The sequence below is a fragment of the Raineyella sp. LH-20 genome (genome assembly GCF_033110965.1).
Classification (GTDB): Bacteria; Actinomycetota; Actinomycetes; order Propionibacteriales; family Propionibacteriaceae; genus Raineyella.
The window spans coordinates 1,689,059-1,714,561 of the sequence record NZ_CP137003.1 but is presented as its reverse complement, the minus strand read 5'-3'; the positions used below and the strand labels follow the sequence as shown (position 1 = coordinate 1,714,561).

General features: G+C 70.1%; 18 protein-coding genes and 1 pseudogene. 7 read left to right on the top strand and 12 right to left on the bottom strand.

The features are described 5' to 3' along the window. Positions 1–353 precede the first annotated feature (353 nt). The 3 genes from R0146_RS07380 to R0146_RS07370 form a co-directional block, all read right to left on the bottom strand. A complete protein-coding gene (locus R0146_RS07380; protein ID WP_317692218.1) occupies positions 354–2,201 on the bottom strand; it encodes a choice-of-anchor G family protein in 1,848 nt (615 codons plus the stop codon). Positions 2,202–2,403: 202 nt separating this feature from the next. Further along, positions 2,404–3,588, bottom strand: coding sequence for an HpcH/HpaI aldolase/citrate lyase family protein (locus tag R0146_RS07375; RefSeq protein ID WP_317692217.1), 1,185 nt, complete (start codon positions 3,586–3,588; stop codon positions 2,404–2,406). Positions 3,589–3,633: 45 nt separating this feature from the next. After that, on the bottom strand, positions 3,634–4,254 hold the full coding sequence (locus R0146_RS07370; RefSeq protein ID WP_317692216.1) for a TetR/AcrR family transcriptional regulator: 621 nt from the start codon (positions 4,252–4,254) through the stop codon (positions 3,634–3,636). Between the two features lie 214 nt (positions 4,255–4,468). Between R0146_RS07370 and R0146_RS07365 the strand changes: the two genes are divergently transcribed. Further along, positions 4,469–5,713 (top strand): alpha-amylase family protein, encoded by a 1,245-nt coding sequence (locus tag R0146_RS07365; RefSeq protein ID WP_317692215.1) that lies wholly within the window; start codon positions 4,469–4,471, stop codon positions 5,711–5,713. A 174-nt stretch (positions 5,714–5,887) separates the two neighbouring features. Beyond that, complete coding sequence (locus R0146_RS07360; protein ID WP_317692214.1) at positions 5,888–6,484, top strand: GyrI-like domain-containing protein; 597 nt, start codon at positions 5,888–5,890, stop codon at positions 6,482–6,484. An 80-nt stretch (positions 6,485–6,564) separates the two neighbouring features. Here R0146_RS07360 and R0146_RS07355 read toward each other — a convergent pair whose 3' ends face one another. Further along, positions 6,565–8,544 (bottom strand): LuxR C-terminal-related transcriptional regulator, encoded by a 1,980-nt coding sequence (locus R0146_RS07355; protein ID WP_317692213.1) that lies wholly within the window; start codon positions 8,542–8,544, stop codon positions 6,565–6,567. Between the two features lie 23 nt (positions 8,545–8,567). Then, complete coding sequence (locus tag R0146_RS07350) at positions 8,568–10,643, bottom strand: Hsp70 family protein (RefSeq protein WP_317692212.1); 2,076 nt, start codon at positions 10,641–10,643, stop codon at positions 8,568–8,570. A 376-nt stretch (positions 10,644–11,019) separates the two neighbouring features. Here R0146_RS07350 and R0146_RS07345 point away from each other — a divergent pair, with 376 nt between their 5' ends. The 3 genes from R0146_RS07345 (at position 11,020) to R0146_RS07335 (ending at position 15,855) form a co-directional block, all read left to right on the top strand. Next, a complete protein-coding gene (locus tag R0146_RS07345) occupies positions 11,020–11,943 on the top strand; it encodes an IniB N-terminal domain-containing protein (protein WP_317692211.1) in 924 nt (307 codons plus the stop codon). A gap of 241 nt (positions 11,944–12,184) precedes the next feature. Beyond that, a complete protein-coding gene (locus R0146_RS07340) occupies positions 12,185–14,014 on the top strand; it encodes a dynamin family protein (RefSeq protein ID WP_317692210.1) in 1,830 nt (609 codons plus the stop codon). Next, positions 14,011–15,855 (top strand): dynamin family protein, encoded by a 1,845-nt coding sequence (locus tag R0146_RS07335; RefSeq protein WP_317692209.1) that lies wholly within the window; start codon positions 14,011–14,013, stop codon positions 15,853–15,855. Before R0146_RS07340 ends, R0146_RS07335 begins: the two co-directional genes overlap by 4 nt. Here the strand turns inward: R0146_RS07335 and R0146_RS07330 are convergent. After that, entirely contained in the window at positions 15,794–16,300 is a 507-nt protein-coding gene (locus R0146_RS07330; RefSeq protein WP_317692208.1) for a hypothetical protein, read from the bottom strand. The genes R0146_RS07335 and R0146_RS07330 overlap by 62 nt on opposite strands. Before the next feature lie 708 nt (positions 16,301–17,008). On the opposite strand from R0146_RS07330, the gene R0146_RS07325 reads away from it, so the two are divergent. Beyond that, on the top strand, positions 17,009–17,284 hold the full coding sequence (locus R0146_RS07325) for a hypothetical protein (protein ID WP_317692207.1): 276 nt from the start codon (positions 17,009–17,011) through the stop codon (positions 17,282–17,284). A 264-nt stretch (positions 17,285–17,548) separates the two neighbouring features. Here R0146_RS07325 and clpB read toward each other — a convergent pair. The 5 genes and pseudogenes from clpB to R0146_RS07300 all read right to left on the bottom strand — a co-directional run. After that, positions 17,549–20,122: pseudogene (gene clpB / locus R0146_RS07320) on the bottom strand (ATP-dependent chaperone ClpB); the annotation flags it as partial. A gap of 448 nt (positions 20,123–20,570) precedes the next feature. Then, on the bottom strand, positions 20,571–20,888 hold the full coding sequence (locus R0146_RS07315; RefSeq protein WP_317692206.1) for a hypothetical protein: 318 nt from the start codon (positions 20,886–20,888) through the stop codon (positions 20,571–20,573). Between the two features lie 7 nt (positions 20,889–20,895). Further along, the gene (locus R0146_RS07310) at positions 20,896–21,327 is read right to left on the bottom strand and encodes an MmcQ/YjbR family DNA-binding protein (protein ID WP_317692205.1); all 432 of its coding nucleotides are present in this window, start codon (positions 21,325–21,327) and stop codon (positions 20,896–20,898) included. Between the two features lie 304 nt (positions 21,328–21,631). Next, positions 21,632–22,450: a hypothetical protein gene (locus tag R0146_RS07305; RefSeq protein ID WP_317692204.1), complete on the bottom strand. Its 819-nt coding sequence runs from the start codon at positions 22,448–22,450 to the stop codon at positions 21,632–21,634. A 425-nt stretch (positions 22,451–22,875) separates the two neighbouring features. Further along, positions 22,876–23,217 (bottom strand): nuclear transport factor 2 family protein, encoded by a 342-nt coding sequence (locus tag R0146_RS07300; RefSeq protein WP_317692203.1) that lies wholly within the window; start codon positions 23,215–23,217, stop codon positions 22,876–22,878. Between the two features lie 206 nt (positions 23,218–23,423). Here R0146_RS07300 and R0146_RS07295 point away from each other — a divergent pair, with 206 nt between their 5' ends. Further along, a complete protein-coding gene (locus tag R0146_RS07295; RefSeq protein WP_317692202.1) occupies positions 23,424–24,449 on the top strand; it encodes an NAD(P)-dependent alcohol dehydrogenase in 1,026 nt (341 codons plus the stop codon). A gap of 178 nt (positions 24,450–24,627) precedes the next feature. On the opposite strand, the gene R0146_RS07290 is transcribed toward R0146_RS07295, so the two are convergent. Further along, the gene (locus R0146_RS07290; protein ID WP_317692201.1) at positions 24,628–25,458 is read right to left on the bottom strand and encodes an alpha/beta fold hydrolase; all 831 of its coding nucleotides are present in this window, start codon (positions 25,456–25,458) and stop codon (positions 24,628–24,630) included. Positions 25,459–25,503: the final 45 nt, after the last annotated feature.

The window sequence follows — 25,503 nt, the reverse complement described above, 5'->3', positions numbered from 1 at the left end:
GCTTCGAGCCTCGCCCGCTGAGCGGTGACACCACGATTTCACTAGGGGTGATGGGGGTTTCGTGGACCACATGGGGTTCCTGGAGGCGTTTCGCGGCTGTGGCGAACCTCACCCGCAGGCAGCCAGATGCAACTGTGACCGGGGACACATTCGCCTGTGACACGGGGCACGAAGTTGTGAAACAGATGTGAATACGTCCGAGCGGCAACCGGCCCGAGGTCCTTCTTGTGACCGTCCGACGGCAGCACGGTCGACCCGTACGGATCGATGCCAGACACAGCAGAGGGCCCGCCGCATCCGAGTGGATGCAACGGGCCCTGGTGTGCTCGGGCCGCAGCCCGAGACACGGTCGATCAGGGGGCGACGGGGGCGGCGGCAGTCGCCACGATCGGACCGACCGCGCCACGAGCCAGGTAAAGGGTGACGACGTTGGTCGACACCGACTGGAGCACGGCCAGCCGCAAGGCCGCCACGTCGTACTCGCCGGCTTCCAGCGTGGCCCAGTCGGACGGCTCCGCGCCGGCGCCCGTCGGCGGCGTGCAGGCCACCTGCGGATCGTTCTGGGCGTTGGCCGTCAGCGAGAGCACTCCCGGAGTGATGAACAGCGCGGTCAGCAGCTGGTTCACGAAGGCACCGAGGGCCGTAATCGCGCTGTTGACGGTCGAGGTGAGGACCGCGTTCACCACGAGCGTGTGAAGCGCGGCGCCGATCTGACCCACCAAGCCGGTGACAAGGGTCCCGGTGAGCACCGTGGTCAGGGCGCTCAGCAGACCACCGAGAGCGCCGGCAGCCGGAAGGAGGGTGACCTCGAAGTGGAAGTTGTTGTTCAGCAGGTCCGCGATGGAGACCGGGTTGGTGCCGCTGGCGCCGGAGTACAGCTGAATAGTGGCGACATCAGCATCGATGATTCCAAGCGCGAATGCGTGCACGCTGATGCTGAGGTTGACCTTGATCAGGTCCTCGAGAACGGCCACGATGTCCTGGCCGATCCCGCCGATCTGGTTGACCAGGTTGGTGACCGCACTGGTGTTCACCAACAGGCTGGTGTTTGGTGCCAGGCCGTTCAGGGCACTGTTGGTCCCGTCGGGCTGATAAGCGCCGCCGAGAAGGACGCCCAGATCGACCGTGAGCGTCTCGTTCGGGCCGAGGCCGAGATCCAGCAGCTTGGTGCTGGGGAACAGGTCATTGCCCAGTGCAGCCGTCGCCGCACTGGTGTCGAGCGACACGGTGATGTTCGCGGTCGCCGTCAGCTTCACAAGCCCGAGGACGTTGATGGCGTTGATCGCGTTTTCGATCTGGTTCAACAGTCCGTCAACGGTGCTGCCCGGGCCGATCAGGCCGTTGATCGTGCTCTGAAGGCCATTGATGATCGTGACCAGCGGGTTGTACAGGGCGGCCAGCAACGGCGAATCCACGACCAGCTTGGCCCACGCCAGCAGGTAGTCGCGCTTGATGCAGTTGGTGCAGGTGTCCTGCCAGGCCCGGCCCGCGATCGCGCCGAGATCCAGCGAGAGATCCGTGATGTTCGTCGCCATGCCCGTGCCGAGGCCGTTGAGGCCCCCACTCAGGGCATTGTTGAGCAGGTTCTTCAGGTTGATGCTGGCGTACGTCGTCGACCCTGCCGCAGCACTGGTGTCGATGATGCCGCTGCTGTTGTCGATCGCACCGGTCGACCCGTTGACCGTGCCGTTGTAGACCGCCTGCGCCCACTGATTGATCACACCGACCGGCGCCTTGATCAGCGAGCCGAGCTGGACACCCGCGATGACCTCCAGCGCCTGGAGCGCCGCGAGGTCGAGCTTCGTACGGTAGGCCGGCGCGTTGGCGACACCATCGAGACGCTCGCTCGCCGGCGGGGCGGGATCCGGCACCGGCGAGTTCGGCGGCACGGTCGTGACCTGGATCCCGCGGACCTGGGCCAGCGAGGCGCCGGTCCAGCTGGGATCGGAGAAGACCTGGCTCAGCCGCGTGCCCAGCAGCGTGCCGCTGAGGAACTGGCTGGCGGCGCGCAGATTCTGGTACGTCCATGCGGTGCAGGGCGTCGGGCTGGCGGCCCAGGCGGGCACCGCCTTGACCGCCATGACCGACGGAACGGCCCAGGCGGCACCGACGACGACGGCGCGACGCGACGGTTTGCGGAACGGATCTCGATTCGTGGCAGCTTCGGCGGATGGCTCCGAGCCGAGCGATGGGTCAGTCATGCGAGTACCCCCGTAGGAAAGACATAGTCAACAGACGTGCAATCGTGGCGGAATCTACCGCATCGAGGTCCACCGTCGCGGCCACGTCCATCCGCATCCCCAAAATCCGGTCCCGAAACACGGCACAAAAAGTGCCCGACGTGCCGAATCTCACGATTCGGCACGTCGGGCACCCCGGCTTCCGCCGGGACATCGGATGGGATCAGCAGTGATAAGTGTCCAGCGGGGCCTCGAAATGAAGGTCATAACCCTGCGGGACGGTCAGGCCGTACGCCTGGGACAGGCTCAGCACCTTGCGGGCACGGGCCAGTCGCGGCAGGTCCGACCCATTGCGGATCTGGGAGCCGTGGGCCTCGAATTCGGTGAGGAACTCCACCGCCCAGGACCGGTCGGCCATCGACGGGGACAGTATTTCGTTGACCGTCGGGGTCTGCTCGGGCATCAGGCAGATCTTGCCGGTCATCCCGAACTGCACGGTCACCCCGGCGGAGTCGGCGAGCTTCACGCCCAGCGCCCCGACGGCGGGTCCGTCGATCGGACCGGGCAGTCCGGCCGCCTTCGACGCGATGGTGAACTGCGAGCGCGTGTAGGCCAGCGTCAACGGGTCATCGTCGAAGCCGGTGTCACGTCGGTAGTCACCGAGCCCCAGACCGAGCCGGAAGGTGTTGCGGGTGTCGGCGATCTCGGGGAGGTTCTGCACCCCACGGGCGGTCTCCACCAAGGCGACGATCAGCGCGTTCGGCAGCAACTGGGCCGTACGTCGCACGTGTTCGGCGGTCTCGACCATGGCGAGCATGACGCCGCGCAGGCCGGGGGCCTCGGCGAGCGCCTTGAGATCCTGTTCCCACCATTCGGTGCCGAAGCCATTGACCCGCACCCAGCCCTCGTTGTCGCCGGTGGACAGCCACTCGACGGCATTGTCGCGGGCCTGGGCCTTGCCCTCGGGAGCGACGGCGTCCTCGATGTCGAGAAGTACCACGTCCGCAGCGCTGGCTACGGCCGGGGCGAACCGGTCCGGGTGAGCAGCGTTGACGAGCAGCCACGATCGGGCGAGCTCAGGTCCCACGGCGGCGGCGCGCGTGGCGGGCATGGTGATCGACATGGAGTGTTTTCCTTCCTCCCACAGAGTGACGGCGAGGATACCGCGTCCTCTCGAGACCCACGTCACGTTCGTGACGGTGGTCACATAGCATACGGTGACGTCGGGCCGCACACCACCCCCGTCATGATCGGCGTCCGTTCCGGCATCCAGAACGAGGCAAGGCTGGCCTTGGCACATTCCTGCCCCCGGCAGCATCAGGCAACCGACCTGATCACCCTGCAGCATCGAGTCACCGATCTGATCCCCCTGCAGCATCGAGTCACCGATCTGATCCCCCTGCAGCATCGAGTCACCCGACATTCCGGGAGGACATGAACGACACGGGACGGACTAGGCGGCCCAGTCGCCGAGGGCACCCTCGAGTGCTCCGAGGGCCGCGTCGACCAGGGCCCACCGCTCGCCCTCCGGGCAGCCGTGCTCGACCCAGAGCAGGCAGGCGGCATCCAGGAAGCCGTAGTAGCCCCACAGTGCGTACTCGTGGCGCAGTTCGGCGCTCGGCGACAGCAACGTACGCAACCGTTCGACGTACCGACGACGGGCCTCGACCCGGAGCTGCGCCACCGCCGACGGTTCGGCCCCGGGCGTACGCAACGGCATCGCCCAGGCGGCCGGATGGTCGGCGATGTGGTCGAGATAGACCAGCACGGCCTCGCGCAGCCGATCACGCACCGACACCCCCGCGGGCAACGCCTGCAAGGCGGCCGTCTGGCGCTCCCCCAGGTCGCGGATCGCCAGGCGTACGACCTCGGCGTAGAGGTCCTCCTTGCCACCGAAGTAGCGATACAGCAGGGCATCCGAGGCGCCGGCCCGAGAGGAGATCGCCGACATGGTCACCTCACCGTACGGGTGTTCGGCAAAGGTCGCGGCGGCCGCATCCAGGATCGCCGACCGGCGCGCGTCCGGATCCAGGCGTCGGCGGGGTTGGCGGTCGGTACGCGGCACGTCGGTCATCGTAGTTCCCCGTTTCACGCCACACGGTCCACTTCGCCAGGCCCACGCTGCCCGCCCGCCTCGTCCGGTCCGCCTGGCCACAGACCCCTTGCGCACGGTCCACCGCACACGGTCCACCTCGTCACGGACCTCTCGCACGCGTTCACTTTGCCCTGACAGCACTACTGAACTAGCCTCATCAACGTTAGTGAGTGCGATTCAGTAGGAGGTCGTGATGAACTGGCCAGACTGTGCGATCTGGTGGCACGTGTACCCGTTGGGCTTCTGCGGCGCTCCGATCCGGCAGGCCGATGCCTCGCCGACGCCGCGGTTGGGCCGACTGACGGGATGGCTGGACTATGCGATCCAGCTGGGAGCCTCGGGCCTGCTGCTGGGGCCGATCTTCGCCTCCCGTTCGCACGGCTACGACAGCCTCGACCAGTTCCGGATCGACCCGCGCCTCGGTGGCGACGCGGAGTTCGACGCCCTGGTCGCCGGATGTCGGGCCCGCGGGCTACGGCTGGTCCTGGACGGAGTGTTCAGCCATGTCGGGGTCGACCACCCAGCACTGCAACAGGTGCTGCGTGAGGGGCCGGGCAGCGAGCGGGCCGGCCTGTTCGACATCGACTGGCACGCGCCGGGCGGCCCCGCGCCGCGGACGTTCGAGGGACATCCCGGCCTGGCCCGGCTCGACCACGCCGACCCGCAGACCGTGGCCTACGCCGTGCAGGTGATGGAGCACTGGCTCGACCGTGGCATCGACGGCTGGCGTCTCGACGCCGCCTATGCGGTCGCCCCGACGTTCTGGGGCGAGGTCCTCCCGCGGGTCCGCGCACGACATCCGGAGGCGTGGTTCCTCGGCGAGGTGATCCACGGCGACTACCCCGGCTTCGCCGCCACCTCGACGATCGACTCATTGACGCAGTACGAGCTGTGGAAAGCGATCCGGTCCAGCCTGGCCGACCGCAACCTCTTCGAACTCGACTGGGCGCTGCGGCGACACAACGGCTTCCTGGAGCACTTCGTCCCGAACACCTTCGTCGGCAACCATGACGTCACCCGCATCGCGACGGCGGTCGGCGCCCAGGGAGCGGTCGCCGCGCTGGCGATCCTGATGACGGTCGGCGGCATCCCGTCGATCTACGCCGGCGACGAGCAGGCCTTCACCGGCGTCAAGGAGGATCGTCTCGGCGGCGACGACGCGATCCGGCCGGCATTCCCCGAGACCCCGGACCAGCTCGCGCCGTGGGGACAGCCGGTCCTGCGCGCCCACCAGGACCTCATCGGCCTGCGACGGCGCCACCCCTGGCTCACCGCCGCCGCCACGGAACGGGTCAGCCTGACCAACACGCGGTACGCCTACCGCACCCGGGCGCGGGACGGCGGAGCGTTCCTCGACATCGTCGTCGACCTCGGGGGTGCGCCGGCCGTCACGATCACCGACGACGCCGGACGTCGACTCTGGCAGCAGCCCGCGTAGCGGCGCCCGGTGAGGACGGATCCTGGGGCGGACAGCGAGTCGTCGTACGAACGGGACCTGTCCGCGTCACGCGGCATCCGGAGCCTCTGGCCAACCGGTCGGCATCGGACCAGACTGTCAGAAGGACCCGATCTCCGAGACCAGATCTCTGTCGTACGAGAGGCAGGCACTCCGATGACCACCGATCCCACCGCCCAGCCGGATCCCGCCCGCCGGCCCGACCCGGGCGGCGCACCGACGCCCCCTCCGGCGCCGGCCGCCGAGAGCTTCGAACCGCACCTCAGCGACGCGCGGCCGGTCACCCTGGCAGTGGTCCGCGAGATCGTCGGCATGGAGGAGTTGCCGTCGTTCTACGACCGGGCCTTCCGTACCGTCCTCGCCACTCTTCAGAAGCAGGGATCGTTCCCGGTCGGACCGCCGGTCGGCGTCTACTACGGTCAGCCGGGCGAAACGGTCGACGTCGCCGCCGGCTTCCCGGTCGGCCGCGCCATCGTTCCGGAGGGCGACGACGTACGTCCCGCGGAACTGCCGGCCGGCCCGGTGGCCGAGATGATCCACCAGGGGTCGTACGACAACCTCGCTCGCAGCTACCAGCGGCTCGAGGACTGGATGCGGGAGGAGGGCCACACCGCCGCCCTGATCATGTGGGAGACCTACCTCACCATGCCGACGCCCGAGGGTGATCCGGACGACATGCTGACCCGGTTGACCTGGCCGCTGGTCGCACCGGGCACCACGCCGCCGCCGGTCTCCACCCCGGTGGACTACTGACCCGGGCACGCCAAGGGTTCTCGCTCTGTCGAGGACAGGCACGGCGGGGCAACGAGCTGATCCGGACGGCGCCGGACGTCTCAGCGATCTTCCTCGGCCAGTTGGTCCAGAGCGATCCGCAAGTGGTCGAGCAGCTCAGCCCGACTGTTGACACCGAGGCGCTGTCGGATCCGGGCGATGTGGTGTTCGACCGTACGTTCCGACAGGAACAGCCGGGCCCCCACCTCCCGGTACGTATTGCCGGCGACGACGAGCCGGGCGACCTGACGTTCACGGCCACTCAAGTGCACCCGACCGGTGGACAACTCCACGACGCGCGCGGACGGTTCGGGATCGTCCGCCGTGCCGGGCATCAACTCGCGGGCACACTCCAGCAGCCGGGCGGTGTCCTTGCGGTCGTCAGCCCGGGCGGCGGCATGCCCGGCGAGCCGGCAGGCGTCCCACACCTGCCCGGCGTCGCGGAGCCGATGCACCGCCTGGACGACCTCACCCACCACGAACCGCTGCGCCATCACCTGCATCCACACCCGGCCGGCCTCCGCCAGGATGGCCGCGTACGGCAGGCGGGCGGAGCTGCGGACCAGGGCCTGCGCGTGCGGCGCGATATCGCGTGGTTGATTGGCCAGAATCGCCCCCTGGATGACGTCCCAGTGCAGCGCGGTGGCCCACAAGGGCGGAGAGTCGAGCCTCTCCAGGAGCGCCCAGGCCATCCTCAGATGCGGGGCGACCTTGGCCGGGTCATGCACCCGAACCGCGGCGACGTGCAACTCGCCGAGCGGCAGCAGGTCATAGAGGTCCACCGGGTGGCCGATCAGCCGCGCTCCCGCCCGGCGCCACTCCTCCGCGAGGCCACGAGTGTCGTCGCCCCGGCGGGCCAGCCCGACACCGAGCGCCAGGTCCCAGAAGGCGTCCCGGGAGGTCATCGGCCAGGACCCGGCTGCGGCCCGGCGCCGCAGGTCGGTGGCGCCGGCGACATCGCCGAGCACCATCCGGGCCCAGGCGGACAGCTGGATCAGCGGACGGCTCCACCGTGAGTCCTCGTCGACGGCGTCCACTGCCCCGTCGAGCACCGACTCGGCGACGCCGAGTTCACCGGTGTGCAGGGCGGCCAGTGCCGCCAGCATCGCCGGATGCGCAGGAAGCAGGGCGTCGTCGCCGCCTGCGGGCATGGTCTGTGCCGCCCGCACCAGGAAAGGCAATGCGTCGGCCGGCGAGTCCCCGATCGAGGCGGCCAGCCCGTTCACGACCAAGGCGAGCGCCGCTTCCCGTACGGTCGGGCGGGATGCGCTCTGGCTGTTGGCGACCACCAACTGCTCGGCACCGTCCCGGTGCCCGCGGCCGATCAGCACGGCGGCGCCGCAGGCGGTGTCACTCCCGCTCGGCCGGGGCCCCAACAGGCCCACCACCTCGCCGGCGAGCGGGCCGATCCCGGACTGGCCGAGCACCGCCAGGGCGACGCCGGCCGTACGCCGCGGTTCGGGCGGCTCGGGCAGAGCGAGAGCGGCATCGACCAGTCCGGCGGCACCGGCCAGATCACCGGTGCGGACAGCCGCCTCCGCCCGTCGGGCGAGCAGGATCTCGGCCGTCGCCCCGGCCCCCTCGGCCAGGTCGTACCACTCCAGGGCCGCCTCGGGATCGTCGGTCACCTGATCGTCGCCGAACGCGATGAGCGCCGTGACGAGCTTCGGGTCCTGGACGCCCGTGGCTGCCACACGGGCGAGCCGTGGCGGGTCGGCGGTCGGGTCCTCCGGCAGTGCCTCGAGCACCTTCCGCTGCAGCCGGCGCCGGCGGTGCAACGGCAACTCTTCGATCACGCTGCGGGCCACCGCCGGGGGAAGGTCCCCCGCACCGGTCAACAGGCCGGCGGACTCCACCTCGGCAAGCAGGTCGTCGTACTGTTCCGCAGAACTCCGGCCGGCCGTCGGGCAATCATCCAGACCGAAGCCGGCGGCCAGTTCCTCGACCAACGCACGCGCCGGCTCGGACAGGCCGCGGAAGCGGGCGACGTGCACGTCGAGGTCGACGTCGACATCGACATCGACATCTGCTCCAGTGGACACCGCACGGCTGTGGTCCACCTCCCTCAGACCTCGGTCGCGCTCGACTGGACACTGGACGGGGCAACGCTCTGCGGCACCGGGTCGGAGGTCGGTGCGGGCGGGGCGGGGTCGGGGACAGGGCCCGAAGGAGCAGGATCCGAGGACGGCAGCGCGGGATCGGTCGTCGGCGCCGGATCGCTCGGCGCCGTGGAGGGCCCACCGCCGGTCCCCGGGGCCGGATCGGTCGGCTCCGGTTGCTGGGTGGGCGTGGTGCCACCACCACTGCTGGGGGACGACGGGGTCTCCGTCGGCGGGGTGGTCGGCTCGGCACTGGCGGGGGTCCCCGGACCCGACGGGGTCCCGTTCCCGTCGCCTGTCGAGGCGGGCGAGCCGGGATCCTGGGTCGTCGGGTCTGCGCCCGGCAACAGCCGCTCGGCGAGGCTCCGCAGCGGGCTGGGGGTCTGGGTCGGGTCCGCGGCAGGGTCCTTGGCCAGTGTGGCTGCCACCGCGTCGGGGATCAGCAGGTCGGCGAGAGTCTCCAGCGGACCACGCGGCGCCCCCGGGTCGGCCTCAGCGACCAACGACCCCAGCAGACCGCCGGCGGGGGCGGACCGGGACTCGGCCGCATCGGCTGTGCCAGCAGGGTTGCCGGCGATCAGGTCAGCGAGCCCGCCGGCCAGTCCGGGCAGCGACAGAGGCGCACTGACAGCCAGCGCCACCACGGCGACACCGGCGGCCAGCCCGCTGTAACGCCCCAACGAGCGTCGGCGACGGCGCGGTCCCACCGCAGCCGGCGACGCCGTGTCCCCCATGGCGATGTCCCCCATGGCGGTCGCCTCGTCGGAGCGGCCCGGACCCTCGGACATGCCGTTGATGCCGACGCCATCCGGCGTGTCGGGCACCATCACGAACGTCGTCACCGACGATGTGTCCCCCTCGGCGGGGACGACGGTGCTCGCGAGGGCGGCACCGCGGATCGCCGCCTGGCTCGCCTCGGTCGCGACCAGCACAGGCCGACCCGTCAGCTCGGAGACCATCTCCACCAGCAGCGGCATCTGCGCCAGGCCACCGCACAGGACGACGGCGTCGACGGCCACACCGCCGTCCACCGCCGCACCATCGGCCGCGGCCGCGGCGACGGCGGCGCCGGGGACGTGGTCACCGGTGCCAGGGCCCCCGCCCGCGGGGCGTACGTCCAGCCGGAGCAGCAGGGCCGAGATCGCCGTACGCAACAGGCCACCGACCAGCAGATCCAGCTCGGCACGGACCAGCCGCAGCGGCTCACTCCGCCCCGGTGGGGTCAGCATCACCGCGGGCGCGACGGAAAGCTCCTCGCGCGCCGTCCGGCAGGCCCGGCGCAGGGCGGCACCGTCGGCAGGCAACGGCGCGGCACCGAGCCTCTCCTGGACGAAGCCGAGCAGCGCATCGTCGATGTCCCGCCCGCCGAACTCCTCCCCGGTGGCCTCCTGGACCCGCCATCCCCAGATCTCCTGCCGGTCGGCGTCAGGAAGCTCCGGAGTCCCGGCCGATCCGGACGCCGCAGCGATGTCCTCAGTCAGGACTCGGTGCACCACGGTGGCACTGATCCGACGGTCACCGCCGTCCACCACCAAGGCCGTACGCGTGTCCGTCGGCAGGTCCAGCCGCGGATCGAGCAGCGCGGCGATCGGCGCCGCGGCCAGCCGCAACGGCGTGACCTGCTGGCGCGCCAAGGCGTCGCGGACGAGCGACCGGCGGTGCGGGCCCCACTCGGCCGGCAGCACCACCACGATCTCCTCCGCCGAGGCACCACCGTGGCACTCCGTCACCTCGTCGATCCGGCGGCACAGCACGAGGGCCAGCAGGTCCTCGGGCGCGGTGGCACGACCGGCGAGCAGCAGCGGCAGATCGTCGCCGATCCGCGACAGATAGGACGCGATGCAGGTGGTCGGATCCTGGATGCCCTGTTCCCGGGCAGCCGGGCCGATCAGGAACTCGTCGTCCGGACCGTACGCCACCGGCTCGAGTTCGACCGCACGTGGCGGCGCCCCATCCGGTCCCGGACCTCTCTCCGCGAGCCAAGCGCCGGACGAGCCGATCTCTACGACGACACCGTACGGCTGGCTGTATCGAAACGTCATTGTTTGCCCCCCCGAGCAGAGCCCTTACGCGATGGCCCGACCATGAGCGTACGTCACCGAGTCCGCCCGGGGAACCCTCGGACGCCGATCACCGGGCTTCCCGAACCCCCCTCGAATCCCCTAGTGAACCCCGCAACCCCCCAGCCAGCACTGCGGACCGTCCCCGCTCCAGCAGGCCGCCGGGAGGGGGACTCCTCCCGTTCCCCCACCGCCGCGACGGCCCATAGCGTCGACGTGTGGCCGGCAGGCAGCCGGCAGACAGCGAGGGGTCCGGCGCGAGCCAACCGCATCACCTGCCCGACCGAACGAGCACCGACCGAACGGGCATCCACCGACGCGACCCGACCGACATCGCGACCGACCGAAAGGAACCGCCATGAACGCCACCATCCAGGAACTGCTGGACTACATCCTCGGCCTGCTGGGCAACCCGCAGGAGGCCGCCGCCTTCGAGGCCGACCCCGAGGGCACCCTGGCCGCCGCCGGCTTCGGCGACATCTGCTCCGCCGACGTGGACGCCATCGTCCCGGTGATCCGCGACTTCGCCCCGGTGAGCGTCGCCGCCAGCTTCGACCGCGAGTACGAGACCGGCGCCAAGGACATCTGGTCCAAGAACGAGGGCGGCCACGGCCACCACGACGACGACCACTCGCACGCCGTGCAGCAGCTGCACTCGATCGTGAACAACTACTCCTACACCGAGGTCGACGACCGCGACACCATCGCCGACTTCTCGGTGAACCAGAACATCTGGACCGAGGGTGACTTCTCCCAGTCGTTCGACAACCACGCCCAGATCGTGTCGGGTGACAATTCGGCGGCTGCCTCCGGCCTCGCGTCGATCGACCAGTCGACCACCGACAACTCGGACAACTCGGTCAACACCGAGATCGACGTCGAGATCGAGGACTCCTTCCAGGACAACACCGACAACTCGATCAACGGGTCGTTCAACGACTTCTCCGACAACTCCACCGAGGTGGACATCGAGGACTCGTTCCAGGACAACTCGACCGAGGTGGACATCGAGGACTCCTTCCAGGACAACTCCGACAACTCCACCGATGTCGACGTCGAGGTGGAGGACTCCTTCCAGGACAACTCCGACAACTCCGACAACTCGGACAACTCGACCACCACCGAGACCGATGTGGAGGTGGAGGATTCCTTCCAGGACAACTCCACCGAGGTCGAGGACTCCTTCCAGTACGAGCCGGAGGACAACTCCTACACGGACAACTCGGTCAACACCGACAACTCCACCAACGTCGATGTCGAGGTCGACGACGTCACCCTCTGATCCGGAGCGAGCTCGGATGACCCCGCACCGGCTGACCGTCGGGGCCACCGCATGACCGCGGGGCGGCTCGGCAGGTAATCCCTGCCGAGCCGCCTCCTCGTCCGGTGGCGCGACGGCGTCCGGTGGCGCGGTGGCGTCCGCTGGTGCGGTGGCGTCCGCCGGCCCCCGCGGGAACCGACGCCCGGGCATGATGGGGACCACATCGGGCCGGCAGCGCCGCCGACTGAACTGGGGGGATCCGATGAAGATCGAGGAATTCGTCGACCGTACGGTCGACCTGGCCACCGAGGCGCACCGTACGGACCTCGTCGACCGCCTGGCGCGGACGCGGCGTCGGTGGGCCGACCCTGCTGTCCGGGTGCTGGTCGTCGGGGAGTTCAAGCAGGGTAAGAGCGCCCTGGTGAACGCGCTGGTCACCGCACCGGTGTGCGCGGTCGACGCCGAGGCGGCGACCACGGTGCCGACGGTCGTCAAGTACGGCGATCCACCGGCGGCGCGGCTGGTGCTCGCCGACCACGCACCCGGGGAGGTCGGGCTCGCCGGCGCCCTGGGCGACGAGCCGACCCGCTCCCGGCCGGTGCCCCTCGACCAGCTCGCCGCCTTCGCCAGCGAGCGCGCCAACCCGGACAACACCGAGCGGGTGGCGTACGCCGAGGCGGCGATCCCGCGGACGATCCTCGACGGCGGGCTGGAACTGGTCGACACCCCCGGGGTGGGCACCCTCACCAGCGGGTATGCGGGGGCCACCGCCAGCGCCCTGCCGGCTGCGGACGCCCTGCTCTTCGTCTCCGATGCGTCCCGGGAGCTCACCGCCCCAGAGCTGGCCTTCCTGACGACTGCGCTGCGCAGCTGTCCCAACGCCGCCTGCATCATCACCAAGACCGACGCCCATGTGGACTGGGCCCAGATCGTCGAGCTCGACCGCCGACATCTGCAGCGGGCGGGCCTCGATCTGCCGGTGATCGCCGTCTCGTCGCGGCTGCGCGAGCTGGCCATCAAGCACAGCGACGCCGAGCTCCACAACGAATCGGGCTTCCCGGAGCTGGTCCGCCACCTGCGCGAGGACATCGTCGGACAGGCACGGAGACTCACCGCCCGTACGGTCGCCAACGACGTGCTGTCCGTCACCGACAACCTTCGCGCGGCCTGGCAGCCGGAGCTGTCCGCACTGGAGGATCCGAGCCGGCTGCCCGAGGTGCTGAGCACGCTGGAACAGGCGCAGGCCGAGGCCCAGGCGCTGCGCGAGCGCTCGGCGCGTTGGCAGGTCGCGCTCGGCGACGGCATGGCCGATCTGGTCTCCGATCTGGAACACGACGTCCGGGAGCGGCTCCGGGTGGTGATCCGCGACGCCGAAGCGGCCATCGACGCCGATGATCCGGCGACCATGTGGGACGAGTTCGGCGGCTGGCTCGACGAGCGGGTCAACTCGGCCCTGGCGGAGAGCTTCCTGTGGGCCGAGGAGAGCACCCGCTGGCTCGCCCAACAGGTCGCCGAGCATTTCTCCGCCTCGGCCGCTGACGCGATGCCGGTGGCGCAGATCTCCGACACGACCGGGGTGCTGGAACGGGTGCCGTCGATGTCCGAACTCGACATGCATGCAGTGCACCTGACCCAGAAGCTGCTGATCGGTATGCGCGGCTCGTACGGCGGGGTGCTGATGTTCGGCCTGATCACCGGCATGGCGGGGATGGCGTTGATCAACCCGATCTCGATCGGCGCCGGAGTGCTGCTCGGCGGCAAGGCGTACGTGGAGGATCGCCAGAACCGGCTGGCCCGACGCCGCGGGGAAGCCAAGACGATCGTCCGCCGGCGGCTCGACGACGTGCAGTTCCAAGTGCTCAAGGTGATGAAGGATCGCCTGCGGGTCGTCCAGCGTGCGATGCGTGACCACTACACCGAGGTGGCCGGCGAGTTGCAGCGGTCGATGGCCGAATCGATCGCGTCGGCCAAGGCCGTCGCCCGACAGGGCACCGCCGAGCGGGCTCAACGGATCGCGGACCTGCAACGCTTCCTGGCCACCACCGAACAACTCGCCCAGGGCGGCCGCAAGCTGATGGGACAGCCGGCATGAGCGCGCAGCCCGAGGCAACGCCGGCGCCGGTCACGCAGACCCAGGCAACGCAGGCGCCGGCAACGCAGACCCAGGCAACGCAGGCGGCGATCACGTGGACCGGGCAGCGTACGCCCTCCACTCCGGAGGCGACCCGGACTCTGCTGGCCGCGGCCGCCCGGGCGTACGCCACCGATCCCTCGGCCGCCGAAACGGTGCGACGGCTGCAGCGCCGGCTCGACGAACCGCTCCGGGTGGCGATCGCCGGCCGGCTGAAGGCCGGCAAGTCGACCCTGTTGAACGCGCTGCTCGGGGAGGAGGTCGCTGCCACCGATGCCGGCGAGTGCACGCTGGTGTCGACCTGGTACGTGCACGGGGCCACCCCGTCGGCCCGGCTGTTCCTGACCGATGGGCGTACGCAGCCGCTGGTGTTGCGGCGGGTGGAGGGACGGCTGTCCTTCGACCTGGCCGGGCACCGCCCGGACGAGGTGGCGCGGATCGAGGTGGCCTGGCCGGCGCCCGTGCTCGCGCAGATGACGCTGATCGACACCCCCGGCCTGGGGTCGCTCACCGTGGAGGCCTCCCAGCGCACTCTCGACCTGGTCACCCCGACCGGTGCGGCAGCGCCGTCGACCGGGCCGGGGGTGGATGCGCTGATCTACCTGATGCGACACCGCCAGGCCGACGACCTCGCGGTGCTGGAGGAGTTCCGGAGGCAGTCCAACCCGTCGAGCGCCGCCGAGGACCGGCCGATGAACGTCATCGGCGTGCTGTCCCGCGCCGACGAGGTCGGCGGTGGTGGTCTGGACGCCCTGATCAAGGCCAAGGACATGGCCACCACGTACGCCCGCGATCCTCGGGTGCGCCCGGTCTGCCAGGGCGTGCTGCCGCTGGCGGGTCTGGTCGCCCAGGGAGCGCAGACGTTGCGGCAGACCGAGTTCGAGAGCCTGCGACAGCTGGCGGCGATGCCCAAGGAGCGCCGCGAACTGCTGATGCTGTCGGCGCAGCGATTCGTCACCGCACCCGATCCGGACGTGGCGCCCGACGCCCGCCGGGCCCTGGTCGACCGGCTGGGACTGTTCGGGATCCGGCTGGCGATGGTGCTGTTGCCGTACGGTCACGATCAGCCGATGTCGCTGGCCGACGAGCTGCTGCGCCGCAGCGGTCTGCCCGCCCTGCAGCAGGCCGTGGTGGACACCTACGCCCGGGCCGCGGAGCTGCTCAAGGCCAGCACCGCGCTCACCGGCCTGCGCCGCCTGTTGGCCGCCGGGCCGTGCCCGGAGCCCGAGCTGCCGCGACGTTTCGAGGCCACCGTGCTGGCGGCGCACGACCTGCGAGAACTGCGCCTGGTCACCTGGCTGAGCGCCGGCGGCCCACCCGGGCTGTCCCCGGAGGAGGTCGCCGAGGCGCTGCGCCTGGCCGGAGCGTACGGGGATGCCCCGGCCACCCGGCTGGGCCTGACCGGAGCTGCCGAGGACGACCCGTCAGCGCCGGCCGGGCGTGCGGGCGACCGCGGCACCGCGCCGTCCGCTGCGGCGCCCACCGCGCAGCGCCGATCCGACCCGACCGCCGAGGACGTCCGCCGCGCAGCGCTCGAGGCGCTGGCGCGCTGGCGACGGGTGGCGGCCGACCCCCTCGCCGTGCGCGCCGTGCGGGAGTGCGCCGAGACGCTCACCCGGACCTGCGAGGCGCTGCTCCTCGATGTCGACATGGTCGCGGCGATGCCGGCCGGTCCGACGGCGCCGGGCCGCCCGGCGGTGCCCGACGGTGCACCAGCGCCGGGCACCCGCCCGGACACGCCTACGACGTCGACGCCCGCGAACGACGATGCAGCCAGCGCCCCATCGGGCGGATCCAGCTGAGCGCCACCGCCACGACGAGGACCGCGGCCTGGATGATCAGGCTCGCCTCGACGATCGTGCCCTGCCACCCCTGGCTCCGTACGACGTCACGGACCAGGAACACCACCACCAAGTGCGCCGGGACGATGATGGTGAGCGCCGGCCGGGCGCCGGCTCGCCCGGTCCCGAGACGTGCGATGAGCGCGAGCTCGACGACGAGGAGCAGCGCCAGCGCGCCGATCGACCCGTACAGCACGATGTCGGCGGCCTGCTGCTTGCTCCCCGGGTCGGCCGTCGAGCCGGCCATCGCGTCCAACAGGCCCGTTCTGCTGTCCGACCGCCAGAGGAACGCGCTGACCACGCCGACGATGCCGACGCCCACCGCGCCGTAGAACAGGCCCATCACCAGGGTCAGTACTCGGGGCCGGGCCCGCAGCGGCGAGGCCGGGGCCGGAGTACGGTCCATCCCCGGACGCTGCGGCCGGTCGGTCGTCGACTCCTCCGGCTCGCGCGGTCCCACTTGAGGCTCGCGCGGTCCCACCTCGGGCTCGCGCGGTCCCACCTCGGGCTCGCGCGGTCCCACCTCGGGCTCGCGCGGTCCCACCTCGGGCTCGCCTTGCGACATCGTTGTCCCCCTCCTGGTGTCCGGCCCCCGCCACATCCCCCGAGCGGTGCCTCGGCCGGTCCCCATCCTCTCCTGAGCGGGGCCCAGTTCACCAAGAACACGACGATCATCATGGTGAGTCAGCCGCGACGGGCTTCCCGCTCCTCACGTGGCCCTGGCCGCGACGGGGGGCCGGGGGTGAACCGGTGTGGATGGAGTCGGATCCCATCCCGACGTACCGGCTCAGACACATTCGCAGACCTCTGCACTTCGCCCGTGCATATGTGTCCGTCATTCAGCACGAACGCGTGGGCGAGGTGAAGAGCTGAGCGTTTGTGTGTGAGAAGGGGGAGGGCGCCGGAGCGTCCGCTGAGCCTGTCCGTGCAGGGAGGTGCCGTGACCACCTCGACGCGAGGAACCGCGGAACACGAGATGGCCGGGACAGCTCGCCCTTTGCCCGAGACAGTCCCGCTCACGTGAGACAGTTCGGTGGCCGAGACAGTTCGGTGGCCGAGACAGTCCCGCTCATCACCCGAGACAGTTCGGTGGCCGAGCCGGTTCAATGGACGCATGAGCACGACACGGCACCGTCCGCACTCCGGCTCGAAGTGGAGCATCGCCTCCCAGGACTCGGTCCTGTCCATCGCCTCCAAGAACTCGTTCGCCTCGATCGGTTCGGTCGGTTCGGCCTTCTCCATCGGGTCGATCGGATCGTTCGGCAGCGTGCTGTCGATCAACTCCTTCCTGTCCGCGCTGTCCATCGCCGCAGGTCTGTCCGCCGTGTCGGTGATGTCCTGGCGGGCCGTCTGCGCCCTCCAGAGCTCGGGGCGTACGTCGCGTCGGTGACGTACGACGACGAGTGGCGCCCATGGATCGACTCCACGAGCGCCCCTCGGCGCGGTATGCCCCGGCACGAGCGCCCCTCGGCGCGGGCCGCCCCGGCACGAGCGCCCTCGGCGCGGGCCGCCCAGCCGGCTGAGTCCAGCCCGCCGACCGGCCGGCCCGCTCGGGCCAGCAGGCTCAGTTCGTCCCGCCGGCCAGATCATCCCGGCGATCGGTGAGCTGGTCGCCGGTGCCGGCCACCGCCCCGGCGCCGGTCAGCGCCGATTCGACGATCTCCAGGCCCTCGTTGTCGTCCGTCACATCGAAGACGACGTTGTCGCCCTCGTGCAGCCGACCCGACAGCACCGCGCGGGCCAGCTGGTCCTCGATGGTCGACTGGATCAGCCGGCGCAGCGGGCGGGCGCCGTACACCGGGTCGAAGCCCATCAGTCCCAGCCACTCCGTCGCCGCCGGGGTGGCAGCGACGCTGATCCGACGATCGGCCATCCGCCGGTTGAGCCGGCCGAGCTGGATGTCGACGATGCGGGTCAGCTCCTCCTGGGTCAGCGGCGCGAACATCACCACCTCGTCCAGGCGGTTGAGGAACTCGGGCTTGAACGACGCACGGACGATCCCCATCACCGCCTCACGCTTGGCGTCCGCGGACAACGACTGGTCGGCGAGGAACTGCGAGCCGAGGTTCGAGGTGAGGATCAGGATCGTGTTGCGGAAGTCGACCGTACGCCCCTGACCGTCGGTCAGCCGGCCGTCGTCGAGCACCTGCAGCAGGATGTCGAACACCTCGGGGTGGGCCTTCTCGACCTCGTCGAGCAGGATCACCGAGTACGGACGGCGGCGTACGGCCTCGGTCAGCTGACCGCCCTCCTCGTAGCCGATGTACCCCGGAGGGGCACCGACGAGCCGGGCGACCGAGTGCTTCTCGGAGTACTCGCTCATGTCGATGCGGACCATGCTCTGCTCGTCATCGAAGAGGAACTCCGCGAGCGACTTCGCCAGCTCGGTCTTGCCGACGCCGGTCGGGCCGAGGAAGAGGAACGAACCGGTCGGCTTGTTCGGGTCGGAGATCCCGGCCCGCGAACGACGTACGGCATCCGCGACAGCAGTGACCGCCTCGGACTGGCCGATCAGCCGCTTGCCGAGGTACTCCTCCATGTGCAGCAGCTTCTCCGACTCCCCCTGCAGCATCTTCCCGACCGGGATGCCGGTCCAGGCCGACACCACCTCGGCGATGTCCTGCGCGGTGACCTCTTCCGAGACCATCGGCTTGGCGTTCTTCTCCGCCTCGGCGGCGGTGACCAGCTCCTTCTCCAGGGCCGGGATCTCGCCGTAGAGGATCTCCGAGGCGCGCGCCAACTCACCCTCGCGCTGCGCCCTGTCGGCGGCCACTCGCAGCTCGTCGATCTGCTGACGGATGTCACCGACCCGGTTGAGGCCCTCCTTCTCGGCCTCCCACCGCTGCTCGAGGCCGCGCAGGTGCTCCTGGGTGTCGGCCAGCTCGGCGTTCAGCCGGGCGAGCCGCTCCTGGGTGGCCGGATCGGACTCCTTCTCCAGCGCCATCTGCTCCATCGTCAGCCGGTCGACCTTGCGGCGCAGCTCGTCGATCTCCACCGGGGAGGAATCGATCTCCATCCGCAGCCGGGACGCCGCCTCGTCGACCAGGTCGATCGCCTTGTCGGGGAGCTTGCGGCCGGTGATGTAGCGGTGCGACAGGGTCGCCGCCGCGACCAGCGCCTGGTCGGTGATGGCCACCTTGTGGTGCGCCTCGTAGCGCTCCCGCAGGCCACGCAGGATCGCGATCGAGTCCTCCACGCTCGGCTCGCCGACGAACACCTGCTGGAAGCGACGCTCGAACGCCGGGTCCTTCTCGATGTTCTCCCGGTACTCGTCCAGCGTCGTGGCGCCGATCAACCGCAGCTCGCCACGGGCCAGCATCGGCTTCAGCATGTTGCCGGCGTCCATCGAGGAATCGCCGGTCGCGCCGGCGCCGATCACCGTGTGGATCTCGTCGATGAACGTGACGATCTGCCCCTCGGCGTCCTTGATCTCGGCGAGCACGCTCTTCAGCCGTTCCTCGAACTCGCCGCGGTACTTCGCGCCGGCGACCATGCCGCCGAGGTCGAGGCTGATCAGCCGTCGTCCCCTCAGGGAGTCCGGCACGTCGCCGGCGACGATGCGCTGAGCCAGCCCCTCGACCACCGCCGTCTTGCCGACGCCGGGCTCACCGATCAGCACCGGGTTGTTCTTCGTACGTCGCGCGAGCACCTGGATCACCCGCCGGATCTCCTGGTCCCGCCCGATGACCGGATCGAGCTTGCCCTCGCGGGCCGCGGCGGTCATGTCGTAGCCGTACTGCTCCAGCGCGCTCGAGGTGCCCTCCTGGCCCTCGGAGGTGACCCGCTTGGACCCGCGGGCGTCCTGGAACGCCTTCGTCAGGGCGTCGGCGGTGGCGCCCTGCGCGGTGAGGATCTGTTTCGCCGAGGAGTCGATCGCGGCGAGCGCGATCAGCAGGTGCTCGGTCGCGATATAGGTGTCGCCGAGCTTCTCGGCCCGGGTTTCGGCGTCGGCGAGGACGCGGGCCAGCGCCCCGGACAGCGTCGGCTGGGAGACCGACGATCCGGAGGCCGCCGGCAGGCGCTTGATCGCCCGCTCCGCTTCGGCATCGATCGTCCGCGGATCGGCGTCGATCGACTCCAGCAACGGCCCGACGGTGCTGTCCGGCGTGATCAGCATCGCGTGCAACAGGTGCACGGCCTCGGCACTCGGGTTGCCGTTGGTGAGCGCATTGCGTACGGCGGTCGAGTACGCGTCACGGCTCTTGGTGGTGAGCTTGTTGGCGTCCATGTGTCCTTTGTTCTCCGGCTCGGCTGGGCTCGGGAGCGAACTCCCCTCACGAGCCTGCCACTGTTCAGGGGCCGGCGCGGGCGATCAGCCCTTGCCAGCCCACCGCTCCCCCAAAGTTGAGCGACATAGGCTCAACCTCGGTCGCGAGGGGGATATTCCCGGGAGCGCGGACTTCCCGGGCGCCAATGACGCGGATCAGCGACACGCGGATCAGCGAGGCGCCCACCTGACGAGAGGACCTTCTGGACGAGAGGACCTTCTGGACCAAAGGCCCGAGCCAAACTCCGGGGGCACGGCAGATCAGTGAGCCGAATCTGGCGCGCCACAGCGGCACCTTGCCTATTCGCCCCCACCGATCGGTGTCATTGCGTGGGTCGCCGCAGCGCGTCGGAGTCGCCCTCTGGTTGAAGCGTCAGATTCGGCTCACGGTGGCTGTCGGCAGTGGCGATCACCGGGGGCGGGTGATGCCCGCACCGGCATCGATCCAGGCTCCCAACTTCGCGGGACTGCCGAAAAGCAGCGTTCGTGGGGCCTCCGGGTCCCGCGCCCAGGTCCGCATCTGTTCGCGTTTGGCCCGCCAGGTCTGGAAATGCCACCGGATGATCGAGTCGCACCCGAACGCATTGCCCCAGGTCTCGCGGTTGCCGTTGCAGATCTCCTCACCGGTGAGGAGCCGGCGGATCGTACGTCGCACGAGCCGCTGGAGGGAGAACCACCGCGGGTAGTCGAGCCCGACGATCAGCTCGACGCGTGACACCGGCGTCACGAAGCCCTCAGCGTTCCGCGTGTGCCTCGGGGTCGCCGTCGGCCAACGATCGCGCGTCGAGTTCGGCGATGAGCCGGACCGGAGCAGTCTCACGATAGGAGGCCTCGATGAGTTCGCGAACCTCCGCCCAATCGGTGTCATCGGTCAGGTCGACACCGATCCATCCACTCGGACCAAGGTAGCCGGGCCGATAACATCGTTCCTCCGCCTCGAGGGCGGCCAGCTCCGCGTCGTCCGGATGGATGACGAACGACTCCGGATGCTGGATCCATTCGCCGTCGATCTTGATCGACGCACCGTAATAGACGAAGACCTTGGTGGTGTAGAACGTCGGCCTGCCATGGCTGACCTTCTCCGCCGCCCCGGGAAAGCTCAGCGCGATCGCGCGGATCCGGTGCAACAACGGGTCGTCCGGGTCGAACATCAACGGATGCTCCATAGGGCGAGCCTAGACGGATGCTCCATTGCGCGAGCCCAGGCTGCGGTGCCGCCGGCCCGGCCTCGGCACCCGACGCCGACGCCCGACGCCCGACGCCGACGCCCGACGCAGACCGTACGCTACGTATCAGACCGTACGCTTCGTATTCATTCCCACTCGGGCGACCGGGAGGGTATGCAGACCACGGGTACGGTCTGGCAGGCGAGGGCGTCGATCCGGCCACCCAGCCGACACACCCGCCGGGCCACCCCAGCCGACACACCCCAGCCGACGCACCCGGCCCAACCGGCCCAGCGGGTCACGACTATCCGCGGACACCCCGAGCGAACGCTTGGCGGAGCTGGACCGCGATCCACTCGGGACGACCGAGATCGCTCCAGGTGATCCGTACGATGTGCCACCCGAGGGCCCGCAGCTGATCTTCGCGCCGCTTCTCCGAGATGAGGACGTCATGACCTGGGCGCCCGGAGGGGTTGCCGGCCCTATATTTCACCAATCCGTCGAACTCCAGCACGGTGTGCAGGTCCGGCCAGGCGAAATCCACCCAGGCCTTGAAGTACGGATCCTTCGGGTCGCAGATGAGGTACTGCACGATCGGGGTCGGCAGGCCGAGGGTGGAGAGAATCACCCGCACCGTCGATTCCCCACCGTTCGCGGCGCCAGCATCGGCGAAGGCGATGACACTTCGGGCGAGTTGGACGCCCTTGCAGCCGGCGAGCCGATCAGCCACCTGGATGAGGGCCAGACGGACCTCCTCGGGGCGGGCGCCCGTCCGCAGCAGCCGATCGGCGAGCGGCACGGCCTCGATGAACGGCAGCGTACGCGCGCAGTCGACGACCGTCCGAGCCACCGTCGTGATAGGGACCCCGGACAGCGTCGTGACGTCTTCCGGCGGCAACCGGGTGGCGTGGACCTTCCGCCACTTACGCGTCGCCCCGGCGCCTGAGCTCGGCCCACTCACCTGGAGCAGCGAGGGGACCAGGGACGCGTCGGAGGTCAGCCCGTGCAGCACTGCCGCCGTCTCGTGGCTCAACACCATGTCGGGTGCCAACCCAGGGGCTGCGGCGTACGCCCTGGCGACATGCCGTGCCAGCGCCTCACTTACGTCCTTCTCGAGGTACACGCCCCGGGCTACGCGAACGAGGCGGCTGGCCTTGGCCGATCGCGAAATGTCAGCGCGTGTCCGACCTTGTTGCTCCAGGATGCGCGTACGCACCAGCCGCGGCGGCGCGGGTGGTCGGAGAGGCTCGGGCCTGTTCACACCACCATCTCAGTCGCCCCGGAGGGGAACGGCCAGCCCCTGATGGAATCTGTTGACACTCGGCCCCGGTCTGCCGCGCCCTGTGGACAAGATCGCCCGCCGGAGCACCGGTCCGGCCCTTGCGACAGCCATCGAGAGGCGCCGCGGGCGGAGGGACGACCGACCACACGCCAAACCGAACCCGTCGTACGCATTCCCTCACGGGCGACCGAGCGGGAATGAACACGACAGGTACGGTCTGGGCGCTTGGAGGCTGTCGGGGGCGGGACCGCCACGGGAGGAGCGCTCTACGCGGCGCCGGCGTGGTAGATCACCGTCTGCACCCGGATCATGCCGTCGGCGAAGATGAAGGTGTCGATGCCGTCGTCGACTTTGCGGCCACCGCCGACGGCCTTCCATTCGAGGTAGAGGACATCGTCGGCGAAGACGGTGTTGAGGGCCCATTCGGCCTGAGGGACGTCGCTGAGCAATTGGACGAAGACCTGGCGGGCGCCATCCTTGCCCCGATAGACCTTGCCATTGACGATGAGGATGGCATCGTCGGAATAGTCCGCGACGATGTCGTCGAGGTTTTCGGCGCCCAGCGCCTGGCCGTGATGCGCAAACACTTCTTCTGACGTACGTGTCATGGGAATCGCTCTCCGCTCCGTCGGCGTCGTTGCCGGGAACCGGTGCCCGGCTCTGGTCGGAACCGGCACCGGCTCTGGTAGGAACCGGTGCTCGGCCCTTCTCCGAGTTTCCCCGTGATATGAATCACTGTCCAGAGCCCGTGGGTGCCACTTCGTCGATAGGCTGACCGGTGACAGCAATCGTCGGTGAGGCCTTCGGAGGCGTCATGAAAGCGGTCCGTCTGCATCAGTACGCGGTGCGTCCCGTGGTCGAGGACGTGCCGGAGCCCACGATCCGTCACCCGTACGACGTGATCGTGAAGATCGGCGGTGCCGGCCTGTGCCGCACCGACCTGCACATCGTCGAGGGTCAGTGGGCACCGAAATCCCAGGTCGCCCTGCCCTACACGCTCGGCCACGAGAACGCCGGCTGGGTGCACGCCGTCGGCTCGGCGGTCGAGCACCTGCACCCGGGCGATCCGGTGATCCTGCACCCACTGATCACCTGCGGCTATTGCCGGGCATGCCGCGCCGGCGACGACGTGCACTGCGAGGCGCAGCAGTTCCCCGGCATCGACACCGACGGCGGGATGGCGGAGTACCTCCGCACCACCGCCCGCTCGGTCGTCAAGCTCCCGGCGGGGATCGAGCCGGCCGCCGTGGCCGCCCTCGCGGACGCCGGACTGACCGCCTACCACGCCGTCAAGAAGACCCTGCCGCTGCTGCACCCGGGCAGCACCTGCGTCATCATCGGCGCCGGTGGCCTGGGCCACCTCGGCCTGCAGTGCCTGCGAGCGATGAGCGCGACCCGCATCGTGGTGCTCGACCGCAACCCGGCCGCCCTCGAACTGACCGGCGCCTGGGGCGCCGATGAGACGGTGCTCGCCGACGGCACGGAGGTCGAACGCGTGCTCGAACTCACCGACGGCAAGGGCGCCGAGGTCGTCCTGGACTTCGTCGGCGAACAGGGCGCCGAGGGAGAGGGCTGGACGATGACCCGACGGGCGGGCAGCGACTTCATCATCGGGTACGGCGGCACCATCTCCATCCCGGCGATCGACGTCATCTCGACCGAACGCAACGTGGTCGGCAACCTGGTCGGCAGCTACAACGACCTGGTGGAACTGATGGCCCTCACCGCCGCCGGCCGAGTCGAGATGCTGACCCGGACCTATCCGCTGGACGCCGTCAACGACGCGATGGACGACCTGGACACCGGTCGGCTGCGCGGGCGCGGGATCCTGGTGCCCTGATCCACCGCGCCCCGAGGACCCGGTCGGGTGGTGCGAGCCAGCGGCGAACCCGGGCGGAACACCACCGGAGGTCTCGGCACGAGGTGGCGTACGCTCCCCGGTCGGACGGCCCAGGCGCACGCCAGCGTGGGAACGCAGCATGCGCCCCCGTACGTCCCCGGTCGGACGACCCAGACGGTCAGCGCCGCCCCCGCACCCCCGCTGCGCCGCGCTCCGCCACGGCGTCCACGTGGTCGGCGACCCGGCCCGGCCAGGTCGCGACGTCGGCCGGGGTGCGGGCGATCGCCAGCCGACTGTCGGGCAGCACCTCGTGCAGGGTCCGTGCCGTGGACAGCGGGTGCGAGGGGTCGTCGAGCCAGCCGAGGATCAGCGTGGGCAGGTCGAGGTCGGCCAACTCCCCGACCGTCGGCAGGTCGGTCGCCGCCGCGCCACGGTAGAGGGTCGGCAGCAGGTCCTCGGCCACGTCGGGCAGGGTGAACGGCCGGTCGGGACGTACGGCCGGCGGCAGCGGCAGCCGCTTCTCCAGCGAGGACCAGTGCCGCAGCCCTCGCCGCTCGATCAGGTCGGCGTTTCGGACGTACGCGTCGTGCTGGGCGACCCGGCTCGCCCAGGCCGTCGGCGGGATGATCAGTGTCAGCCCGGAGAACCGTTCGGGGCGCCGGACCGCGGCATGCAGCAGAGTGCCCACCCCCATCGACTTGCCGACCGCGTGCACCGGTTCGTCGGGGATGAGGTGGTCCAGCAGGTCGAGCAGGTCCTCGGCGAGCCGGGGCCAGGCGTACGCCCCGGGGATCCGCGGCCCGGTCGAGTGCCCGTGCCCGCGGGCGTCGTAGTGGATCAGACGATGGTCCGTCAGCCCGGCGATGATGTCGAGGCCGAGGAGGCGGTCGCGGGCGCGGCTCGAGGTCAATCCGTGCAGTTGGACGACCGCGGGCCCCTCCCCCTCATCGTCATAGGCGAGCGACACGGGCTCACCGGTCGTATGGTCGGTCAGGTTCCATCGGGCCATCGGGCCCTCCTGTTACGTCTTCTCGTCACATCTGTTACATCAACT